Source organism: Conyzicola nivalis (assembly GCF_014639655.1).
In the GTDB taxonomy this organism is placed as follows: Bacteria; Actinomycetota; Actinomycetes; order Actinomycetales; family Microbacteriaceae; genus Conyzicola; species Conyzicola nivalis.
This window is the reverse complement of sequence record NZ_BMGB01000002.1, coordinates 84,577-105,698: the sequence shown is the minus strand read 5'-3', so window position 1 is coordinate 105,698 and position 21,122 is coordinate 84,577. Positions and strand designations below refer to the sequence as shown.

Below are 21,122 nucleotides of genomic sequence, written 5' to 3'. Positions count from 1 at the left end.
AGTTTTGACCCCCGCAACCAATTCTCGTCGCAAGGCTCCGAATGCGATAGCCCTCGAAGGGGTCACTTTCGAAACTTTTTCACCGTTCCCGAGTGATCTTCAACTACTTCACTACGGTCGCGATCGAGAAGATCGGCATGTAGAGGGCGATCACCATGCCACCCACCACGACTCCGAGGAATGCGATCATCAGCGGCTCGATGAGGGAGGTCAGCGCCTCGGTGGATGTCTTGACCTCAGCTTCGTAGAAGTCGGACACCTTGTTCAACATGACTTCCATGGCGCCCGAGTCCTCGCCGACCGCGATCATCTGCACGACCATGGGTGGGAAGACGGTTTCGAGGGCGAGCGGTTCGGCGATCGACTTACCCTGGCGAACCCCGTCGGCGATGTTTCGTGTTGCCTTTTCTATGACCCAGTTGCCCGAGGTCTCACCGACGATGCTGAGCGCCTGCAGAATGGGCACGCCGGCCTGCAGCATGTTTGCGAAGTTGCGAGTGAAGCGGGCGACAGCGACCTTCTTCATCAGGCCGCCGAATACGGGCATCCGCAACTTGATCGGATCGACGACCTTGCGCACAGCCTCGGTGTTCCTGTTGGCGCGCCACCAGATGGAGCCGAAAATTCCGATGACGACCGCTGCGGGCCCGATATAGATCATGGATTCTGACAGGGTCACCAAGAATTGAGTGGGCGCCGGGAGCTCGCTGCCCAGCCCCTCGAACATGGTCTTGAAGATCGGCACGATGAAGATCAGCATCAGCGCTACGGCCGCGACGGTCATGATGAGCACCATCACCGGATACGTGAGGGCCGACTTGATCGAGGCCCGCAGGTTCGCTTCCTTCTCGAAGTTTTCCGCCATCGCGTCGAGCGCCGAGTCGAGGAATCCGCCTGCTTCACCGGCGCGCACCATGCTGATCATGAGTGGCGGAAAGTCGACCGGGTGTCGGGCTAGAGCTTGGGAAAACGACGAGCCGGACTCAACGTCCCGGCTGACGGCCGCGAGGATGGTCGCGAGCTTCTTGTGAGCCGTTTGCGCGGCCAAGATGTCGAGAGTCTTCAGAAGCGAAAGACCCGCCCCGGTCATGGTCGACATCTGTCTCGCCATGATCGCCAGGTCTTTCAGACCCACGGATTTGCCGCCGCCGAGATTGATTTCTCTCTGCAGACCCGTGCCTGCCAGCGTTTCTTTGATGTCGATGGGAGCAAGACCCATGACGCGCAACTTACTGACTACGGCACCCTCTGTCGCCGCATCCAATTTGCCCTTGACCATCTTGCCCGCGGAGTCGCGGCTCTTGTATTCAAAGGTTCGCACCGCGCTCGCCATCAGTGCTTGCCCCCCGGGTTGGTCTCGGTGTACAGCGCGTCATTGTTGCCGAAGCCAGCCGCTATCGACGTGTCGACCCGGTGGATGAGACGCCCGATAGCCTCGACATCTCTAGCTTTTTCTCGCGCTGCGCCATGGGTGATTTCGCCGGAATTAACAAGATCGGCAAGATGCTGGTCGAGCGTGTGCATGCCCAGAGCGCCACCGGCCTGCATTGCTGTAGCGATCTGGTAGGTCTTTCCCTCGCGGATCAGGTTCGCGACGGCCGACGTTGTCACCATGACCTCTGTGGCCACGACCCGGCCTTGCCCGCTCGCATGCTTCACGAGGGTCTGGCAGACCACTCCGCGCAGGGTCGCTGCCAGTTGCGTTCGCACTTGTCCCTGCTGATGGGTGGGAAACACATCGATGAGGCGGTCGATGGTTTGCGGGGCATCCTGGGTATGAAGCGTCGCGAAGACGAGGTGACCGGTTTCCGCCGCGGTCAATGCGACCGAGATCGTCTCGAGATCTCGAAGCTCGCCGATGAGAATGACGTCGGGGTCTTGTCGCAGCACGTGCTTGAGCGCGTTGTTGAAGCTGTGTGTGTCGTGGCCGACCTCGCGCTGGTTGACCAGCGCCATCTTGTTGGAGTGGATGAACTCGATGGGGTCTTCCACGGTCACGATATGGTCGGCGCGTGTCGCGTTGACCAGGTCGATGAGTGCCGCGAGCGTCGTCGACTTACCCGACCCAGTGGGGCCGGTCACGAGCACGAGGCCTCGCTGCAGTTGAGCGAATTCCGCGATCTGCGCCGGCATGCCGAGTTCGGCGAGCTGCTTGATCCCGGTCGGGATGAGGCGGAACGCCGCCCCGATCGAGTCACGCTGCTGGTAGATGTTCACCCGGAAGCGGGACGACTTCGACAGCGAGTACGCGAAGTCGAGTTCGAGCTCGGCCTCGAACTGGTCGCGGTGCTTCGGACTCAGGATGCTGTGAATGGCGGATGTCACCTTGTCGGCGTCCCACGTGTCGAAACCGGGAACCGACTGGAGCGCGCCGTCGACGCGGATCAACGGCACGGTACCGACACTCACGTGGAGGTCGGATGCCCCGAGGCTCACCACGATGTTGAGCGCCGCCACGAGGTCGGGATCTGTTCCCGCCTGACCTTGACCGAGGTCAGACAGGTCGAACGAGTCGTCGTCGATACCCCCGGATCCGAATGGGAGCGGGGTCAGCGTGAATTGCAGCGCTTCGACCGGCGGCTTCGTGGACAGGTAGGGCACGGATGGCTTCAGCTCAGCGGTCTCGCCGGACGGATCGATCGCGGCGAGAACCTCAGTGGCGGCGGATCGTGCGAACACGTCGATCGGCTCCGTGAGAGAGACCGGACTCGTCTCTGACGTCGGCGCGCCGGCCTCTTCCGCCTCGCGGAGGCGTTGCGCGCGGCGGCCCATGGTCTCCGTCTCCTCCGTGGTGGGGGCGGGCGGCGTTGTCGACGCAGACCAAGCGGGTGCTGCGTCGCGGGCGGCGGGCGTCTCCGGGCCGGCGCCCGAAGACGCGGGAAGCGCCGAATCGTCGTCCGGAACCACGGACGGCGGAGGCGCGTCGAAAGCTCCCGTATCGAAGATCGGAATCGCGTCGTCCGAGGGGAACTGGAACGTGGCGGCGGGCTCCGTCGGTACCTCCGCGAACGGAGAGACGTACGCTTCGGGGTCGAAGGCCGAGACGTACGATGGCGACCCGTTAGCCGGCGGGGCGAATTCTCTGGAGTCGAAGGTGCTATCGAAATCGATCGTCTCGTCGTTCGCCGGAGGGTGGGACCCGGGTTCAGGCGCGGTGTCGGACTCTGGCACCACCGAGGCATGGTCGATCAGTCCGCCCGGCGGCAAGACCGGTAGGGCGTTGGTCTGCGCAACCGACCCGGGCCGGGCAGGCCGGAACGACTCCTCTTCGCCATCAGGAAGGTCATAGACAGGCGCGTTCATACAACAACTCTCATGATCTCTTCGACGGATGTCAGCCCCAGCTGCACTTTGGCCCAGCCGTCCCAGCGCAGAGGGATGAGTCCCTGCTGGATAGCGACTTTCGATATCTCGGCGCTCGAGGCGCGTTGTACGGCGAGCCGTTCGATCTCCTCGGTCACGATCATCACCTCGTGGATGGCAATACGTCCGCGGTACCCGGTGTTCGAGCAGTTGGCGCAGCCGACCGGCTTGTAGAGATTAGGTATCGGGCGGTTCGGGTCGAACGCGAAGCGCAAGGCGGCCAGCTGTTCGACGTCGTGCGCGTACGGCACCTTGCAGCGCTCGCAGAGGCGGCGTGCCAGACGCTGGGCGACGACACAGTCGAGCGCCGAGCCGACCAAGAACGGCTCGATGTCCATTTCGGTGAGACGCGTGATTGCGCTCGGGGCGTCGTTGGTGTGCAGCGTAGACAGCACGAGGTGGCCCGTCAGCGATGCCTCGATGGCAATCTGCGCGGTCTCGTGGTCGCGGATCTCGCCAATCAGAACGACATCGGGGTCGGAACGCAGGATCGAGCGCAGCGCCGACGCGAAAGTAAGCCCGGCCTTGGTGTTCACCTGCACCTGGTTGATGCCCGGCATGCGGTACTCCACCGGGTCTTCGACTGTGATGACGTTGATTTCGGGCCGGGCGACCGTGCCGAGGGTCGTGTAGAGCGTCGTCGACTTTCCCGATCCGGTCGGACCCGTCACGAGAATCATTCCGTACGGCTTGCTGTACGACGTTTTGTATGCGGCCGCGTTGCGGGGGAGCAAAGCGAGATTGTCCATGGACACCGTCGTCGACGAGGTGTCGAGGATTCGCATAACGACCTTTTCGCCCCACACCGTCGGCAGGGTAGCGACACGAAGGTCGATCTTGTGCCCACCGTGCGTCACAGACATTCGCCCGTCTTGCGGCTTGCGGCGCTCCGCGATGTCGATCTCGCTCATGATCTTGAGGCGGCTGATAACGCCATTTTGGATGGCCTTCGGCGCCGACTGCATTTGGTGCAGCACGCCGTCGATGCGATAACGCACCTGCATCCCGTGCTCGCCCGGCTCGATGTGGATGTCGGACGCTTTGTCTTGGATGGCCTGACTGATGAGCAGGTTCACGAACCGCACGATGGGCACGTCGTCTTCGAGTGCGTCGGCAGCACCAGCACCATCTACATCGGTGCTCCCGCTCTCTTCTTCGAGGGCGGTCGTCAGGTCGCTCAGCTCGCCGTCGGCGCGATGGAAACGGTCGATCGCCTGGCGAAGGTCGCTCGGGGCTGCAACGACCGGGCGAACCTGCATACGAGCGGCAGCGCGCACGTCGTCGATCGCGAAGACGTCACCGGGATCGGCCATTGCGAGCGTGAGAATGTCGTCGGTAATGCTGATGGGCAGCACCTGATACCGACGGCACGTGGCCGCGCTGACGAGCGACACAGCCGATCGTTCGACGGGAAAGTCGAGCAACTCGACGAACGGGAGTTCGGCTTGGGCGGCCCGCGCTGAGGCGAGCTGGATCTCGGTGACCATGCCCTTCTCGACGAGCGCCCTGACAGCGTCTTCGTCTTCCCCCCAGGCCCCGGAGTTGGAGTCCAGGTTCTCGATGGGTACGACACCGCGCAGAATCAGAATTTCAGTGAGGGTTGCCATTGCATCTCCTCACGAAAGCATTAGCGACGCGGCCGGCCCGTGGCCACGTTTCGATAACAAGGCTGTAAACGTAACCTTTTCATAAAAGCATAGCCATACCCCTTAGCGGGGGTGGCCGCCTCGCCGCTAGGAGTAGTTCGCCGGCACGAAGCCGAGCTGGGCGCTCACGAGACCGCGGTCACGGCTCACGATCTGGGCGCGGCCGGGCACGGCGGGCATCGCCTTGACCTTGCCGATGAGCTGACCTTCCTCGGGGTTTCCGCTGAGCAGGATGCCCGTGGTACCGAGGTCGGTCATGCGCTGGATGATCGGGTCGTAGGCCGCGCGTCCGGCTCCACCCGTACGGCGGGTGAGCACGACGTGAAGGCCGAGGTCGGTCGCCTGCGCGAGCAGCGGCGCAAGGGCCGCGAGCGGGTTGCCCTGTGACGTGGCGACCAGGTCGTAGTCGTCGACGAGGATGAAGCCTTCGGCGCCCTTCCACCACGACCGGGTGCGCAGTTGCTCGGGCGTCACGTCGGGGCCCGGGATGCGGCTCTGGAAGAACGTGGCCAGTTCGTTCACCCCGCTCATCGCCATGTCGTGGGCGGTGAGGTACGCGCCGAGGTAGTCCTTGGGGATCTCGCCGAGCAGGGCGCGACGGTAGTCGAGCACGAAGATCTTGGCCTCGTTCGGCCCCCACAGGCGCATGATCTCGTGCGCATAGGCGCGCAGCATCGACGACTTGCCCGAGTCGGAGTCGCCGTACAGGAAAAGGTGCGGCTCGGCCATCGGGTCGATTCCGAACGGAGCCAGGTCGGCTTCGTCGACGCCGAGCAGGATCTGCCGGTTGTCGGCGGGCGCGAGCGCGCGCACCTCGTCGAGAGTGATGAGTTCGGGCAGCAGGCGCAGCTTCGGTCCCGGCGCGCCGGTCCAACCCTGCTTGGCGCGGGCGACGAGGTCGTCGATTCCCTTCGCGAGGGAGGACGCATCGCCGGAGTCGTCGATGCGCGGCAGCGCGGTGAGCATCTGCAGCTTGCGCGGGCTGAGTCCGCGGCCCGGCGTTCCTGCCGGGACGTTGCCCGCGGCCTTGCGGTCGATCTCGGAGTCGGAGGCGTCGCCGAGACGCAGTTCGATGCGCGTTCCGATGAGGTCTTTGATGTTGGTGCGCACGTCGAGCCAGCGCGCGGCGGTGATGATCACGTGCACGCCGTAGGTGAGACCGCGCGCGGCGATCGCCTGGATCTGACCCTCGAGCGCCTCGAACTCGGCGCGCAGGGTCGCCCAGCCGTCGACCACGAGGAAGATGTCCCCGTAGCCGTCGTCGACCAGACCCTCGGCCCGGCGCTGCCGGTAGGTCTGGATCGAGTCGATGTTGTTCTGCCTGAAGTAGACCTCGCGCGCGTTCACGATGCTGGTCACCTCGGCCACGGTGCGCCGTACGACGTCGGGCTCCGACCGGGTCGCGACACCGCTGATGTGGGGGAAGTCGGTGAGGCCTGCGAAGCTGCCGCCGCCGAAGTCGATGACGTAGAACTGCACCTCGAGCGGGGTGTGCGTGAGCGACAGCGCGGCGACGGTGGTGCGCAGCAGCGTGCTCTTGCCGCTGAGCGGTCCGCCGACGATCGCCATGTGGCCCGCGGCGCCGCCGAGCGACACCGTGAGGCTCTCGCGGCGCTGCTCGAGCGGGATGTCGACGATGCCGATGGGAATCGTTAGACCGCCGGCGTTGCGCCAGCCCTGCGACACGAGACCGAGCTGCGGGTCGACGGCGAGGTCGGGCATGAGCTCGTCGAGCGAGGCCGGGACGGTCAGCGGCGGCAGCCAGACCTGGTGGGCGGCTGGGCCGAACCCGCTCATGCGTTCGACGGCGATCTCGAAGGTGCTGCGGGTCTCCTCCGGCTCGCCCAGGAACTCGATCTCCGGCTCGGCGGCGCTCTCGATCGGGGCGGCCCTCCACACCGGTGAGGCGGTGAACAGTTCGACGTCGGCGGCGGCGTCGTGGCCGGTGGCCTTCGCGGCGGCCGCACGCTTGCGGCGCTTCGGCGGTCCGGAGACGTACGCGGCACGGAACTGGTCCATCGTCTCGGTGTCGCTCTTCAGGAAACCGACACCGGGCTGCTGCGGCAACGTGTACGCGTCGGGCACGCCGAGGATCGAGCGCGATTCGGCGGCCGAGAACGTGCGCAGACCCACCCGGTACGAAAGATAGGTGTCGAGTCCGCGTAGCTTGCCCTCTTCTAGCCGTTGCGACGCGAGCAGCAGGTGTACCTGCAGCGAACGGCCGACGCGGCCGATGTTGATGAAGCTGTCGACGAACTCGGGCTTGGCCGAGAGCAGCTCGGAGAACTCGTCGGCGACGATGAGCAGCGCTGGGAGCGGGGCGAGGTCGGTGCGGCCGCCGCGGCGGGCCTTCTCGTAGTCGGATACGTTAGCGAAGTTGCCCGCGGAGCGCAGCAGCTCTTGGCGGCGCACCACTTCTCCCTGCAGCGCGTCTTGGAAGCGGTCGACGAGCGCGATCTCCTCACCGAGGTTGGTGATGATGGCCGACACGTGGGGCATGCCCGCCATGCCGGCGAAGGTCGCGCCGCCCTTGAAGTCGACGAGCACGAAGTTGAGCTGCTCGGGCGAGTGCGTCATGGCGAGCGCGAGCACGAGGGTGCGCAGCACCTCCGACTTTCCCGAACCGGTGGCGCCGATCATGACACCGTGGGGGCCCATTCCCTGCTGCGCGGATTCTTTGATGTCGAGGATTATCGGAGCGCCATCCGTCGTCTGTCCGATCGGAACCCGAAGGCGATCGCGTTCGAGTCGCCCCTCCCATGCCTGGGCGAAGTCGATGTCGCGCACGTCGGGAAGCCCGAGCAGGTCGACGAGTTCCATCTGCTCCGTGCTGCCCGAGCGTGCGGCCGCGACGCTCGCGGTGCCGCTGAACAAGGGCATGAGGCGGCGCGCGGTGGCCTCCGACTCGACGATGCTGATCTGGTCGGCGACGAACGCGACAGCGGGGGCCTGCAGGGTGATGAGCTCCGCCTGGATGTCGTCACCCTTCTTGCCGGTCTGGCCGAGCGCGATGCGCAGGTTCGAGGGGTTGTCGAGGTCGTCCCACCGCGCGGGCATGTCGATGACGGTGACGCCCTGCACGCCGTCGTCGGTGATGATGGCGCTCGAGACGGGAATGCGCGCGCCGTCGGTGATGACGATCACGTGCGGCAGCACCGCCGCCGACGAACGACCGAAGCGCGGGCGCTCCCGCAGGTCGGGCGGCAGCATGTCTTCGATCTCGGCCGCGTTCGACCCGATCATGCGGGCCGGGCCGAGGCCGTCGTTGACCTGACGTGAATGCGTGTGGGGCAGCCATTTGGCCCACTCCCATTGCGGCAGCACGGAGTCGTCGGCGATCACGGCCACCTGCACACTCTCGGGGTGGTGCATCGTCGCGGCGTGCAGCAGCATCGCCCGCACGAACGAGCGGGCCTCTTCCTCGTTGCCGGTGACCTCGATGCGCGAATAGTCGCGGATCGAGGCGGCGAGCGGCAGGTGCTTCTGGATCTCGTGGCTGAGCATAAAACGATGGGCCGCCGATGCCGCGACGGGATCGAGTTGCGCGAGGGGCGGCAGTTCGGGCGCTTCGAGCTGCACGCACAGGGGCTGGTCGCTCGTGCCGACCCGCACCGAAAGGAAGTCGGCGTCGTCGGTCGAGCGTTCCCACACCCGCGTGCGCTCCTCGGCGAGAAAGGTGAGCGCCGACGGCGCCGGGTTGAGCCAGTTCGCGGCGCGGCGCTGCTGCTTGCCGGCGACGCGCACGGTCTGGCGTAGTTCGCCGAGGTAGGCCAGGTACTCCCGGCGCGCGCCGAGCGTCGCCGACATGCGCTGCGACCGCTGGCGCCATCCGTTCACCGCGACGAATCCGACCGACGATAGCAGGAACATGCCGCCGGTGATCAGGCCGGTGATGCCCGCGCTCGACACCGCCATCACGATGGCTCCGATACTGCCGAGCATGGGCAGCATCGAGCTGAGCAGGCCGCTGCCTCCGTCGCCGGGAACCAGTTCTGGCGGGGCCTGCAGGGGGATCTTGCCCGAGGGCACGCGCGGGGGCGCGAGGCGAGTGGACGACATGGTTATTTTTCTCCACCCAGGATGAGGCTGATGGTAAATGCCCGGTTGCCGACGCGCACACGCACGCCCTCGTCGAGCAGCACGCGCTCGCCTGCGGCGAGGGTGGTGACGCCGCCCTCGTCGTCGAGCAGGTCGGTGCCGTTGGTCGAGCCGCCGTCGGTGACCCAGGTGCGGCCGCGCGAGTGCTCGAGCCGCAGGTGCGTTTTAGAGACGGTTATTTCGGGGTCTTGCACGGTCACGAGCTTGTCGCCGGGTTCGGTGACGATGGGGTTGCGGCCGAGGTTGACGGCGACGGGCGCCGCGAAGCGCTCGCGCTGACCGGTGTCAAAGACGAGCAGCACGGTCCCGTCGGCGCTCTCCGGCAGGGCGGGCTCGACCGGCGCAGCGGACGTTGCCGCAGGCACGGGCGGACCGGCGTGGTCGGCAGCCACCGCTGCACGTGCGCCCGCCCCGGTCTGGGACTGCGACACGGAGTCTTCGTCGACCGCCCGCGGCTTGGCGAGGGTGCTCACGACCTGCGGCGCGGCAAGCACGATCGAGGCATCCACCGACATGGCGTCGACGGTGCTCGCGGCGACCGGCACGGGGCGCTTGACCCGGTCCTGACGCGGAACCGAGACGAGCTGCGTGCGCGCGGCGATGTCACCCCAGCTGCGTGCCCGGCCGCTGCGGTCCCAGGCGCCCGAGGCGACGACGACCCAAGCGCCGACGACGGCGACGATGAACCCGGCCGCGGTGAGCAGTCGGCGCACGAGGGCGCGCCCGATACCCGGCGAGAACGGAGCGTCGTCGCGCGACGTGCGGATGCGCAGAACGAGCTTGCCGACAGTGGCGCCCGTTCGCGCTTCCATCACCCACAGTCCGACGGCCATCTCGAAGACGGCCAAGGCGGCGAAGACGGCGGCACCCGACACCAGGTAGACCGTTACGGCGACCGCCGCCACGACGACGACGTCGACGGTAAATGCGGCCAGTTGGCTGCCGACGCCCGCGGCGGTGCCGGAGATCGACGGGTCGAGGGCGGTTCTGGATGTCGCGGGGGCCGCGGTGTCGGCCGCGGGGGTCCACGTCTGTACAGGAGGCGCGGCGGCATCCATCCCGTCGGGTGACACGACATAGGCCGTGGGCTGCTGTCGCTGCGAGACCCCGCAGAAAACGCACTGCTCCGCGCCGGGCTTCAGCGTCTGAGCGCAGTTCCAGCAGGCCGCCGAGGCGGTCGGTGTGATTTCGCTCATGTTGACATCATCCCCCGGACTGCGGTCAGTACGTCCGCGGCGAGCAGTCCGGCCGGCAGCGACAGCGCCACGGCCAGCCACTCGAGCACGTCGGCGAGGCGCGACCAGGCCAGCGAACGCGCGCCGCGACCGATCGGCACCAGCAGCACCGCCGCGACGATGCCGGTCACGAGCAGGCCGGCCGCGACGACGAGCACCACGAGATCGCCGAACATCGTGCTCACGGCGATCGCGGCGACGAGAACGACGACTCCGCAGGCCGCGCGCGGCACCCAGCGCAGAACCGGGGTGGCGTAGTGGCGCGGCGAAAGTAGCAGCGCGATGGTCAGCGCGGCGACGAGCGCGATGGCACCGCCGAACACGAATCCGCCCTCGGGCAGTGGTGCGGCGATGGCGATCGGCAACGAGACGGCCGCGATGATGCTGAGCAGAACTACCCCGGTCACCAGCCGCGCCGACGAGGCATCCACCGCATTGCGCACCTCGGCAGGCTCGATGGCGTCCGGCGACTCGGGAACCTCGCCGCGCACGGTCCAGCGGCTGCTCATGAAGTGCTTGTAGTCGATGTGGTGCCCCTCGGGCACGTTGACGAGCGTGCTGGGCAGGTAGCGCAGCGCGAGCGGCACCGCACCCGCACTGATCGCGGCGGCCGCGGCGCTGTCCAGACCCGCCAGCAGTGTCGCGCCCCACACGGCTCCGAGCGCGAGCAGCACGACGGCGGCGGTCGCCGCGGCGCTGCGCAGGCGCAACGGTTCGACGGCCGCGGCGAGCAGCGTGGCCAAGACTCCCGCGGCGAACAGGCCGGTGACGACGGCGAGGTGCACGCTGGCCTCGAGCGCCGGATCGATGAGCAGAACCCCCGCCGAGAAGGCGAGGGCCAGCGGTGCGATCATGGCGAGGGACTCGGCGGTCGCATTGCGCGGACCCCGCATGGCCCAGAACACCGCGGATGCCACGGCTCCCGCAACAAGCACCAGGCCCGTACCGACCCGCGCCAGACCGTAAGACAGGGTGCCGTCGCCGGCAGCATCGACCAGTGCCACCGCCGCGAGTACGATCGCGAACGTGCCGATAAGCCACCACAGGGCGCGCTTGTCGTCGCGCGCGCTATCTGTCGCCGCGGCCCCGCTGGCGCGCTCCCGGGCCGGCGCGAGCAGGTCGACGATCGAGAACATCGAGCCGTCTTGCAATTCGGAGCCGGGGGCGTCGAGATCTGCTTCCGCGCCGGTGCGGTCGAGCACGGCATGCCTTCCGGCCTCGAGCGTGTAGCCCAGGGCCAGCAGGGCGCTACGCAGCGAGTCGTCGAACGGCACGGCCGCGTCGACTCGCCGGTCACCACTGAGCACCACGATTTTGCGCCGCTCGGGCGCCGTCAGAAGCACGTTCTAGATTCCGCTGGGAAACGCCGTGCGGGTGACGCGTGGGGACATGCTGGTTCCTAGTCCTGGGGCTGCTCGTCGCGTCCACCGGCTGAGGCGCCGGCCGACCGCGGTGCGGCATCCGATTCATCGTCGAGCTTAGGCGCCATGAGGCCACCCAGACCGACGCGCTTGTCGCGCTCTTCCGATGCGGCCCCGCCGCCCATCATTCCGGTGCCGGTGCCGGTGCCGCGGCCGCCAGCCGCAGCCGTTGTGGTCGAGGTGACGTTCGTTCCGTTTCCAGTGCCGCCGCCAGCACCCTGCGAGCCGAGGAGGCCTCCGCCCCCGCCTGCGCGGCCGCCGGCCGAGCCCGCTGCGGCGGATCCCGACGCGCCGGATCCGGAGCCGCCGACTCCCCCGTTCGCGCCGCCGAGTGTCGCGCCGCCGAGCCCGCGCGAGCCGCCCGCGCCGACGCCGTTGGCGCCGCCGAGCCCACCCGCACCGAGCTTTGCACTCGCACCGTTGGTTCCGCTGAGTCCGCTGATGCCACCGCGAGTGCCGCCGCCGCCGCCCGCAGCGCCCGCGCGCAGTCGTGCTGCAGCAGCAGCGGCAGCGGCTCCGCCGCCGACGAGACCGGCACCGAGCCCGCCGGACCCTGAACCGATGAGTCCCGCGCCGAGACCGGCACCGCCGCCGCCGCCCGATCCGCCGCCGAAGTTGGAGGATCCACCGGGGAAGTGGGGTGCGCTGCCCGGCAGGGTGTTGATGGGGTTCGACGGGAGCGAGCCGGTGGTGTCTCCATCGACCGACACCGTTGCGGGGAGCGGCGTGAAGGTGGGCAGGCCCGTTGTGGTCGGGATATTGATCGTGGGGGGTTCGGTGGGAACGTACACAACTCCGCCACCGCCGCCCACGCCCCCGCCGTTGCCGCCGCCCGCACCGGGGTATTCTCCGGGCGTGTAGCCCGGGGTGTCGTACTCGAAGGGAGGGGGCTCGGGAAGGCTGGGGGGCGTGACGTCGCCGACCGCGGGCTGGTAACGCGTCAGGGGGTCGACGGCCGTCAACAGCAGAGCTCGCTGTTCGGCCAGGTCGTTTGACAGTTTGTCGACGGCTGCCTGGGCTTCTTCTTCGCGTTGGTTGCCGAGAATACCCTCGATGACGTTGATCGCACCGTCAGCCGGGAGAGTGATACCGCGGAAGACGATGGCCGACGCCGTGCGGGCCGCCGCGACGATAGTGGGGTCGACGGTCGCGGAGCTGAGTCCGTCGACGGCGGCGACGGCGGCCTCACGGGCGGCGTTGGCCGACTTGACGATGCTTTCGATCTCGGTGATCACCGACTCGACGATTGCGAAGTTCTCACGCATTGCAACGAACGCGGCCTTGGCTGCCTCAGCGGTCGCCCCCTCCCAGACGAGACTGCCATTTATGGCGGTCATCGCGTCGACCAGCTGGCCGGCCGACGTTTTCAGGTCGGTGAGGGCCGGGATGTCCCAGTTCGACGGCGCGTTGGCAATCGCCTGAAGCTGCTTCTCCGCTGTACCCATGGTGGTCTCCTCGGTGTGGCTACTGCTTGGTGATGGCCGCGCGCTTGCGCACGGCCATGATGATTACGGTGACGACGATCGCGACGAGCACGACGCCGCCGATAAGCACTCCCACGAGAATGCCCACCCAGGCCGGCGTGCCCGAGGATTCCGCTTCGGCATCGGGCTCCCCCGCCGGCTCGTCTGTTGCAGCGGTGTTGAAGATCTGGTCGTAGGTCGGCTCCAGGACGGAGCCGTCCGCCGCCTCCTTAAGGATGAGCGGGTTGACGTCGTCGTACTTCGTCGGATCGACGCTGAGCAGGTTGGTCGGAGACAGCAACCCGTAGCCGATCAGCTCGTCGGGATCACGGGCGGGCTCGTGGTCAGGGTCGCCGCTCGTGTTGTGGATGAGCGACTGGATAATCTGGTTGCCGGTCGCGGCGGGGTATTTCTCCATGACGAGCGCCAACACACCCGCGGTCAGCGGGGTGGCCAACGATGTTCCGTTCGCCACAAACTGGTCGGACCAAAGGCCGGTGGCCGGGTTGCCCTGCACTGAGATGTCGAGTCCCGGGGCAACGACGTCGGCGCTTGTGTCGCGGTTCGGCTGACCGCTGGCTTTGTTCTGGATCGAGCCGTCTGCGCCGGCTGCCTGCACTCCGACCGTGCCGTTCGCATCGGCGGGCATGCCCCCGACGCTGAGTGCGGAGGCGTCGTTCGGCAGCGAGGCGACCACGACGACGCCCTCGCGGAAGGCGCGGGCGATCGCCGTGTCGAACTCATCGCTGCCCGCGTGCTCTAGCGAAACCGAGATGATGTTGGCGCCCGCGTCGACGGCCGCATCGATCGCTCGATGGATAGGAAGCATCACGAAGCTGCCGTCTTCGGCACGGCAGCGCACGCCCTCGCCCTCGGCGGACTCGGAGTAGACGGAGTAGTAGAGGATGGTGGCGCCGGGCGCGACGCCGACGACGCCCTGCTGGCCGGCGTAGCCCGCACCCGACCCGACGATGATCGAAGCGACGTTCGTTCCGTGATCGGTGGGGTTCGAAGGACCGAGGTCGGTCGTCGCGGCGGGAAGCGGTGTCCCCGTGTCGTCAAAGCAGAGAGACGGCTCCTGCACCTGAAGGTCGGCCCCGACGAGCGTCGGCACCTCGGGGTTGATCGGGCCGTCCAGCACGGCGATCTTTACCCCGGCGCCGGTCAGGCCCTGCGCAGCCGTGTCGAGCTTGAGCGCCCCGACATACCATGGCGCGTCGACGGCGTGAGCGGGCGCCGCCGTGATCGCCAGGAGCGCGACGGCACCGGCAACGGCCAGAGTTCTAGAGAGAGCGCGGAGCGACGACACGAGCCCGGGTCACCAGCTTTTCGAGATGCCGGGCGTCGAGGCCGGCGGCGTGCTGGTGGACGTCGTGCTGGTGGACGTCGATGGTGCCGGCTGAGCGACGATCGAGTCGAGGGCGGTGAGGATGGCCTTGGCCTCGTCGGCCTGGGCGGCATCGTTTTCGGCGGCGTCCTCGATGGCCTTGCGGATGGCCGCCTGGGTCGTCTCGAGTTCGGAGCGCACCGTGGTGACGATCGACGACAGGAGCTTGGCGGAATACTCGAGTTGGGCGTGGAACGGCGAGGTCACACCGACCGAGGTGCCTTCGACCTGCGCGATCGCGCCGGGCTCCGGCACCGTCGACCGCTCAGCGACGATGCGCCGGATGGCGTTAGCCACCGAGTCCACGTCGATCAGAATCTGCTGGACCATAGACCAACCCTCCAGTAGGTATCTCGAACCGAGGTAGGTGGTCGCCCGCCGACCGCTGCCGGCGGGCGACCACCCGGGGTACTGCTGATTAGATGGAGAACCGTTGTGCGGACGACGAGTCGCTCTGCACGTAGGTGCCCGAGATCTCCTCGGTCTTGCCGGCGATCTGCGTGAGCAGCGCCTGCATCTCGCCGAGCGTCTGGCTCCACTTGCGCTGCGCGGTGTCGTAGGAGACCTGCGCCTCACCACCCCACGACGCACGGAGCTTGCCGACCTCGGACTCGAGGTTGTCGAGAGCGGACTTGATACCCGTCGAACCCTGGCGGATCTGTCCGGCGAGAGCCGTGACCTGCGCCGGGTTTACTGACATTGACTGCATGTTCAAAACCTTTCTGAAGCCGGGGCTGCTAGATGCTCGACATCATCGAACCGAGGCCCGAGATCGTCGACGTGTGCTCTTCTTCGGTCGCGGCCTGGTCCTTCTCGGTACCAGCCAGCGCAGCCTCGAGAACAACGAGGACCTCGTTGAGCTTGCGGGCCTGCTCGTCCCACGACGTCATAAGACCCGTGAACGACGTCGCGGCGCCACCCTGCCAGAAACCACGAAGCTGCTCGATCTCGCCACGCACCTTCTTGACCTGCTGGTCAATGCTGGCCTTGGCCTCGTTAACCGCCTGGGCACCGCGCTTGAGCGCACCCTCTTCAGCGGAGATTACATCTGCCATGTACTCACTCCTTCGAAATCATCAATCCCGGCACACCCGAGCAGACGAAGTCGCCCCCGAACCCCCCGGTGAGAACACACACGGTAGAACCGCGCATATTGAGGTTATGCCACGTACCCCCCGACCGCAATGGGGGCACAGACGATTCATCCGCCCCACTTCGCGCGCACGGAAGCCTGCGTCGCGCGTCCGCGCTCCGCCGCCGAGGCGACGACACCCGCCGACTCCGCCAGGATGGCGTTCATCGCGTCGAGTGTCTGCACCCACTCGCGATGCGCGGAATCGTAAGCGTCTGAGGCCGACCCCGTCCACTGCGACCGGAGCGACCCTACTGTTGCGTCGAGCGCCTCCAAGGAACGCCGGATGTCGGCGTTTGCCCCCTGGATGAGCTCCACGGCCTGGTCCATCTGTCCGAACTTGCGGACGAGTTTCTCGCTCATGGTCAATCATCCGTTCTCTGGCGTTGTGATGAGATCGGCAACCGTCGGTTCCCGGTTCAGTTGCACGTAGACGACGTCCGGGTCCTCGTCGGGCCCGGGCGTCACCTGAAGCTGCGATGGCACCGCGGCGGGATCGGACAGCACACCCTGCGACAGTGCGAGCTCGAACGGGTAGACGCCGGGGTATGCGAGGTAGGCGGCCCGACCGGGCGTGATCGCGACCGGATCGGTGGAGGGGACGCCCGCGAGGAAGAAGGGAATGGAATCATCGACGGACGACGTTCCGCCCGCGACCTCCACCGCGTGGAAGACACCGTCGCGCAGGGCCCAGCCGTCCGAGGATTCGTCCCACTCGACATTCACGATGAGATTTTCGCGCCCGCCGGCCAGCGTGTAGCTCGCTGTGACCCGCCCGCTGTCGCGATCGAAGACCTGAACGTCGTCGATCTGCACGTCGCTGATGCGTTCGGTCGCGGCCTGCAGTACCGCATCGGAACGGAACGTCTCCGGGTCCGCTGCGCCGTCTTCCGGGAGCGTGCGGTCGTCGATCGCCCGGGCCGCCTGGGCGTCGCCCTCCGAGACAGCCGTGAGATAGCGCTCGACGAACGGTTGCGGAGAGGGGCGCGCGGATGTCGCATTGGAGACGAGCACGACCGCGACGACGATGATCACCACGATCACCACAACGAAAGCCGCGCCCCCGATCACGAGGCCCTTTGCCATCCGCCGATCCGCCATTAGCCGAGGACCGGCTGGTGCCAGGAGTCTGCGCCGCTGTCGTCGATAACCGAACCTTCGAGGGCGCCGATCTGCTCGTTGATGTTCTGCATCGTGCCCGTGATCATGTTGTACACGGAGACCATCGCTCCGGCTGCCGAAACCAGAGCGCCGAGGGCGCTGACGATCGCCATGGGAAGACCCACGATCGCACCCGCTCCCGTGAAGCACAGGGCGACACCGACCACAGCGCCGACGAGTCCGATGTACGCGCCGGCACCGCCGAGGATGATGCCCGCGGCCTCCCCGTAAAAGCTTTCGATCGCATTCGCCATCGCGTCGAGGGCACCCGACATGCCGTCGGTGTAGGTCGCCACCCGCGCGACCGCGTCGGGTTGCTTGTCGATCGCCACGGAGTACTGGTAGTTCTCCGACCAGTTCGACGGGTCGGCGGCCAGAAGATACTCCTTGGATACTTCCTCGTTGAGCGTTGATGCGTTCGTGCCGATCCCGCCGAGGGTGGTCGCCGCGGCGCGCAGGGCGTCGGGGCTTCCCATGTTGTCGGCGACAAACCGCATGACCATCACCGTGTTACGGGCGAAGCTGACGAAGTTCTGCAGCTGCTCGGTGAATATGCGCACGATCTGGTCTTCGGCGATCTTGTCGAGGATCGGCGGGATTCCCGCACGCTTCACGATCCACTCAGCACCCTGCCGGATGATGCCAGGACCGTTGGCTTCCATCTCGTCGATCGCCTGGCTGGCCCGCTCGCAGGCCGTCAGGATGGAGTTGCGGATGACATCGACGTCGCTCACAGCGGGTACCTCGCTCGGAACGCGGCGACCTCGGCGGCCGTGGCCCCTTCTTCTTCCAGGTACTCGACGCTCGTCTCCATCAGGAGATCGCGGAAAGCCTGGAACGCGGTGACTCCACCGCCGATGTAGTCCTCCAGGCGGGCCTGGGCGGCAACGAACGCCGTGTAGACGTCGCCCGCACCCGGGATGAACGAGAAGTCCTGGCTCGAGAGCGAGGTGTCGACCTTGCCTTTCATGGTCGACAGGCGCTCGCTCCACGGCCCCCAGTACTTCGAGGCGTCGGTGCCGAGGACTTCTACCTCGACGATTGTGTCAGTGCTCATGCCTTGCTCTCCTCATCGCCCTGCTGATATCAGTCACTTGCTTGGAGTCTTCAGCGGCTCGACGCGTCGGCGGCGATGCGTGCCATTCGCACGATCTCCTCGGCGATCGACGATTCCTTCGTCGAGGCGACCCATCGGGCGTCCGGTTCCACGCCCACGATCTCGCCACGGAAGACCTCGATCGTGAGTGTCTTGAAGTCGTTGACGATGCGCTCGGGTTCGACGGCCACGCCGCCGAAGATCGATGCCATCAGGTTGTCGAAGTCGGCGCCCGACACGGGCAGTTCTGTTTGGCCGGCGAGGGCCGAACGGCGCGCGTCGACAGCGACGGATATTGCCCGGGTCACCTGCCGTCCCAGCTCTTCGGCGGTGTGCGTCGTGCGGATGCCGGGCGGGAGCTCGATCGCTTCCACAATGCCGGCCGCATCCAGTTCGACCACGATGCCGACGTTCGCCGGCGCGTTCGCGGCGAGTATGGCGTCGATCTCGGCCTGCGCGGTCACGGCCTGCTGTTGGAGGCGTTCACCGCGCTCTTGGAGTTGCTCCATGCTGGCGAGCCACTCTCTGTTGTCCATGGTTGTCCTCTTCGGATCTCTCGTCGTGACGAAGCCGGGCGGGCTCCTCCCGCCAGGAGGAGCCAGCCCGATTCAGGTAACTAGATGGAGAACCGTTGTGCGGACGACGAGTCGCTCTGCACGTAGGTGCCCGAGATCTCCTCGGTCTTGCCGGCGATCTGCGTGAGCAGCGCCTGCATCTCGCCGAGCGTCTGGCTCCACTTGCGCTGCGCGGTGTCGTAGGAGACCTGCGCCTCACCACCCCACGACGCACGGAGCTTGCCGACCTCGGACTCGAGGTTGTCGAGAGCGGACTTGATACCCGTCGAACCCTGGCGGATCTGTCCGGCGAGAGCCGTGACCTGCGCCGGGTTTACTGACATTGACTGCATGTTCAAAACCTTTCTGAAGCCGGGGCTGCTAGATGCTCGACATCATCGAACCGAGGCCCGAGATCGTCGACGTGTGCTCTTCTTCGGTCGCGGCCTGGTCCTTCTCGGTACCAGCCAGCGCAGCCTCGAGAACAACGAGGACCTCGTTGAGCTTGCGGGCCTGCTCGTCCCACGACGTCATAAGACCCGTGAACGACGTCGCGGCGCCACCCTGCCAGAAACCACGAAGCTGCTCGATCTCGCCACGCACCTTCTTGACCTGCTGGTCAATGCTGGCCTTGGCCTCGTTAACCGCCTGGGCACCGCGCTTGAGCGCACCCTCTTCAGCGGAGATTACATCTGCCATGTACTCACTCCTTCGAAATCATCAATCCCGGCACACCCGAGCAGACGAAGTCGCCCCCGAACCCCCCGGTGAGAACACACACGGTAGAACCGCGTTTTTTGAGGTTATGGCACGTTGTCTCGATTTGCAACGGATCGCGCCAATCGGCCGGCGGGTGAGCGGATGTTGCGCTGTCGGGCCGAGGCCGTCGGTCGCTTGCGACGCGACCGCCCTCTTCACCCCGTCGCCCAGATTCGTTCCTCTGCTTATCGAGGCAGTCGATGAACTCTCCGTCGGCTTCGAACTCTTGGACAGGTAGCCGTCGGCGTCTGCCAGAGTGGGGAGCTTCATATCGACCGGGCTATCTAGCACCGCGATCGTGACAGCCTCGTTCGTCGGGCCCGCGGCGTGACGGTCGGCGGTGTGAGGTCGGAAACCCGAGCTCGCCCCACGAACTTGGGGCATCGCGGATCGAGCAACGCTTGGTATGCTCTGAATATCTGTCAATCTCATGCGTGCATCACAGCGCCCGATCGTGAGGAACTGCGATGAGCGATGCCGTCGTCATGACCGGATCCCTGGTTCGCGTCTCCATTGTCAGCGAAGGACGGCGCCTCGACGTGGGAGTGCCTGCCCAGGTGCCACTCATCGAACTCATGCCCGGGTTCGCCCGCAGCCTCGGTGTGCTCGATCCCACGCTGTCCCACGGCGGCTACGCCCTGCATCGCGCCGAGGGGGTCGTGCTCGACGTGAGCCGCAGCCTGGGCAGCCAGGGAATCCACGACGGAGAGCTGCTCACCCTGGTGCGCGGCGGCCTCATCGCCGAACCACGGGTGTACGACGACGTCGTCGAAGCCGTCATCGACGCGACATCCGACCAGCACAGCGAGTGGACACCGAAGGACGGCGCGCGCACCGCACTCGCTATCAGCCTCAGTTTTCTCGCGCTCTGCGCCGTGCTGCTCGTGTCCGCGGGCTCGAGCCTGGGTATCGGCGCCATCATCGCGGGCAGCGGCGTCGTGCTGCTGATCGCGACGGCCGCGGTACTCACGCGCATCGGCCAGCCGGAAGCCGGGCACGCGCTGGGACTCGCCGCCGCTCTGTTCGGTGCGATTACCGGCTACCTCGCCGTCGACATCGAACCGATCTGGGGCTGGCCGCTCGCCGCCGCGGGCCTCGGCGCGGTCGTCGTCGGCGGTGTCGCCCTCGCGCTCACCAAGAACGGGCCCGAGGTGCACCTCATCCCGATCGCGTTCGGACTCGTCGTCGGCATCACGTCGACGGTCGCTGCTCTCTTCGCCCCTGGCGAAGCGGCCTCCTACGCGATCATGATCGCGATCATCGCCACGCTGTCGAACGGCCTCCCGTGGCTCGCCCTCACGTCGACCCGCATCTCCGTCATCTCGCCGCAGAGCGACGCCGAGATGTTCGCCGCACCGGTCCCGATCGACGCCGACGACATCCGCCGCCGCGCCGCCGCGGGACAGCGCGTGCTGGTCTCGCTCCGCATCGCCCTCGGACTGGCGTCGCTGTTGGCCACCCCGCTCGTCGCCGCGTCGGGGCCCACCGGCGCCATCCTCTGCACCCTCGCTTTCGCGGGCATGATGTTCCAGTCGCGTCAGGCCTACGCGCGCCTCGGCGTGCTTGTCGTGATGGTGCTGGGCGCCACCGGCCTCGCCCTCACCGGGCTGAGCGTCTCCGCGGCCAACCCCGACCTGCGCGCGCTGCTGCTCACCATCCTGCTGGTGACCACCGCTATCCTCGTGACTCTCACCCTGCTCAGCCCTCGGGCCCGCCTGCGGCTGGCGCGCACGGCAGACACCGTCGAAGTGCTGATTCTCGCTTTCCTGTTGCCGCTCGGCATCGCCACGGCAGGGCTCGTGTGACC

Annotated in this window: 19 protein-coding genes; 1 reads left to right on the top strand and 18 read right to left on the bottom strand. The window is 66.9% G+C overall.

Annotated features, from left to right (window positions below; translation table 11 throughout):
- Nucleotides 1-103 precede the first annotated feature (103 nt).
- From IEV96_RS13905 to IEV96_RS13820, 18 genes are all read right to left on the bottom strand, one after another.
- Nucleotides 104-1,333: a type II secretion system F family protein gene (locus IEV96_RS13905; RefSeq protein WP_188511367.1), complete on the bottom strand. Its 1,230-nt coding sequence runs from the start codon at nucleotides 1,331-1,333 to the stop codon at nucleotides 104-106.
- Nucleotides 1,333-3,174, bottom strand: coding sequence for a type IV pilus twitching motility protein PilT (locus IEV96_RS16810; RefSeq protein WP_308419489.1), 1,842 nt, complete (start codon nucleotides 3,172-3,174; stop codon nucleotides 1,333-1,335). Before IEV96_RS16810 ends, IEV96_RS13905 begins: the two co-directional genes overlap by 1 nt.
- A gap of 125 nt (nucleotides 3,175-3,299) precedes the next feature.
- Nucleotides 3,300-4,970 carry a GspE/PulE family protein gene (locus IEV96_RS13895; RefSeq protein ID WP_188511366.1) on the bottom strand — a complete coding sequence of 557 codons (1,671 nt, stop codon included), beginning with the start codon at nucleotides 4,968-4,970 and terminating at the stop codon, nucleotides 3,300-3,302.
- A gap of 126 nt (nucleotides 4,971-5,096) precedes the next feature.
- A complete protein-coding gene (gene eccCa / locus IEV96_RS13890) occupies nucleotides 5,097-9,068 on the bottom strand; it encodes a type VII secretion protein EccCa (protein ID WP_188511365.1) in 3,972 nt (1,323 codons plus the stop codon).
- Nucleotides 9,069-9,070: 2 nt separating this feature from the next.
- On the bottom strand, nucleotides 9,071-10,303 hold the full coding sequence (locus IEV96_RS13885) for an RDD family protein (RefSeq protein WP_188511364.1): 1,233 nt from the start codon (nucleotides 10,301-10,303) through the stop codon (nucleotides 9,071-9,073).
- Complete coding sequence (locus IEV96_RS13880) at nucleotides 10,300-11,685, bottom strand: hypothetical protein (protein ID WP_188511363.1); 1,386 nt, start codon at nucleotides 11,683-11,685, stop codon at nucleotides 10,300-10,302. Before IEV96_RS13880 ends, IEV96_RS13885 begins: the two co-directional genes overlap by 4 nt.
- Before the next feature lie 56 nt (nucleotides 11,686-11,741).
- Complete coding sequence (locus IEV96_RS13875; protein ID WP_188511362.1) at nucleotides 11,742-13,208, bottom strand: hypothetical protein; 1,467 nt, start codon at nucleotides 13,206-13,208, stop codon at nucleotides 11,742-11,744.
- 19 nt (nucleotides 13,209-13,227) lie between these two features.
- A complete protein-coding gene (locus tag IEV96_RS13870) occupies nucleotides 13,228-14,535 on the bottom strand; it encodes a S8 family peptidase (protein WP_188511361.1) in 1,308 nt (435 codons plus the stop codon).
- A 9-nt stretch (nucleotides 14,536-14,544) separates the two neighbouring features.
- Nucleotides 14,545-14,943, bottom strand: a complete 399-nt coding sequence (locus tag IEV96_RS13865) for a hypothetical protein (RefSeq protein WP_188511360.1) — start codon at nucleotides 14,941-14,943, stop codon at nucleotides 14,545-14,547.
- Between the two features lie 88 nt (nucleotides 14,944-15,031).
- Nucleotides 15,032-15,313, bottom strand: a complete 282-nt coding sequence (locus IEV96_RS13860; protein ID WP_229733420.1) for a WXG100 family type VII secretion target — start codon at nucleotides 15,311-15,313, stop codon at nucleotides 15,032-15,034.
- A 37-nt stretch (nucleotides 15,314-15,350) separates the two neighbouring features.
- Entirely contained in the window at nucleotides 15,351-15,668 is a 318-nt protein-coding gene (locus IEV96_RS13855; RefSeq protein ID WP_188511353.1) for a WXG100 family type VII secretion target, read from the bottom strand.
- A 146-nt stretch (nucleotides 15,669-15,814) separates the two neighbouring features.
- Nucleotides 15,815-16,108, bottom strand: a complete 294-nt coding sequence (locus IEV96_RS13850; RefSeq protein WP_188511359.1) for a WXG100 family type VII secretion target — start codon at nucleotides 16,106-16,108, stop codon at nucleotides 15,815-15,817.
- A 6-nt stretch (nucleotides 16,109-16,114) separates the two neighbouring features.
- The gene (locus tag IEV96_RS13845; protein WP_188511358.1) at nucleotides 16,115-16,831 is read right to left on the bottom strand and encodes a hypothetical protein; all 717 of its coding nucleotides are present in this window, start codon (nucleotides 16,829-16,831) and stop codon (nucleotides 16,115-16,117) included.
- Nucleotides 16,832-16,845: 14 nt separating this feature from the next.
- On the bottom strand, nucleotides 16,846-17,640 hold the full coding sequence (locus tag IEV96_RS13840) for a hypothetical protein (RefSeq protein WP_188511357.1): 795 nt from the start codon (nucleotides 17,638-17,640) through the stop codon (nucleotides 16,846-16,848).
- Complete coding sequence (locus tag IEV96_RS13835) at nucleotides 17,637-17,963, bottom strand: hypothetical protein (protein ID WP_188511356.1); 327 nt, start codon at nucleotides 17,961-17,963, stop codon at nucleotides 17,637-17,639. Before IEV96_RS13835 ends, IEV96_RS13840 begins: the two co-directional genes overlap by 4 nt.
- A gap of 50 nt (nucleotides 17,964-18,013) precedes the next feature.
- On the bottom strand, nucleotides 18,014-18,538 hold the full coding sequence (locus IEV96_RS13830; RefSeq protein WP_188511355.1) for a hypothetical protein: 525 nt from the start codon (nucleotides 18,536-18,538) through the stop codon (nucleotides 18,014-18,016).
- Between the two features lie 80 nt (nucleotides 18,539-18,618).
- On the bottom strand, nucleotides 18,619-18,900 hold the full coding sequence (locus IEV96_RS13825) for a WXG100 family type VII secretion target (RefSeq protein WP_229733420.1): 282 nt from the start codon (nucleotides 18,898-18,900) through the stop codon (nucleotides 18,619-18,621).
- A 37-nt stretch (nucleotides 18,901-18,937) separates the two neighbouring features.
- A complete protein-coding gene (locus tag IEV96_RS13820) occupies nucleotides 18,938-19,255 on the bottom strand; it encodes a WXG100 family type VII secretion target (protein ID WP_188511353.1) in 318 nt (105 codons plus the stop codon).
- Between the two features lie 527 nt (nucleotides 19,256-19,782).
- Here IEV96_RS13820 and eccD point away from each other — a divergent pair.
- Nucleotides 19,783-21,120, top strand: coding sequence for a type VII secretion integral membrane protein EccD (gene eccD / locus IEV96_RS13815; protein WP_188511352.1), 1,338 nt, complete (start codon nucleotides 19,783-19,785; stop codon nucleotides 21,118-21,120).
- The last annotated feature ends 2 nt before the right edge of the window (nucleotides 21,121-21,122 follow it).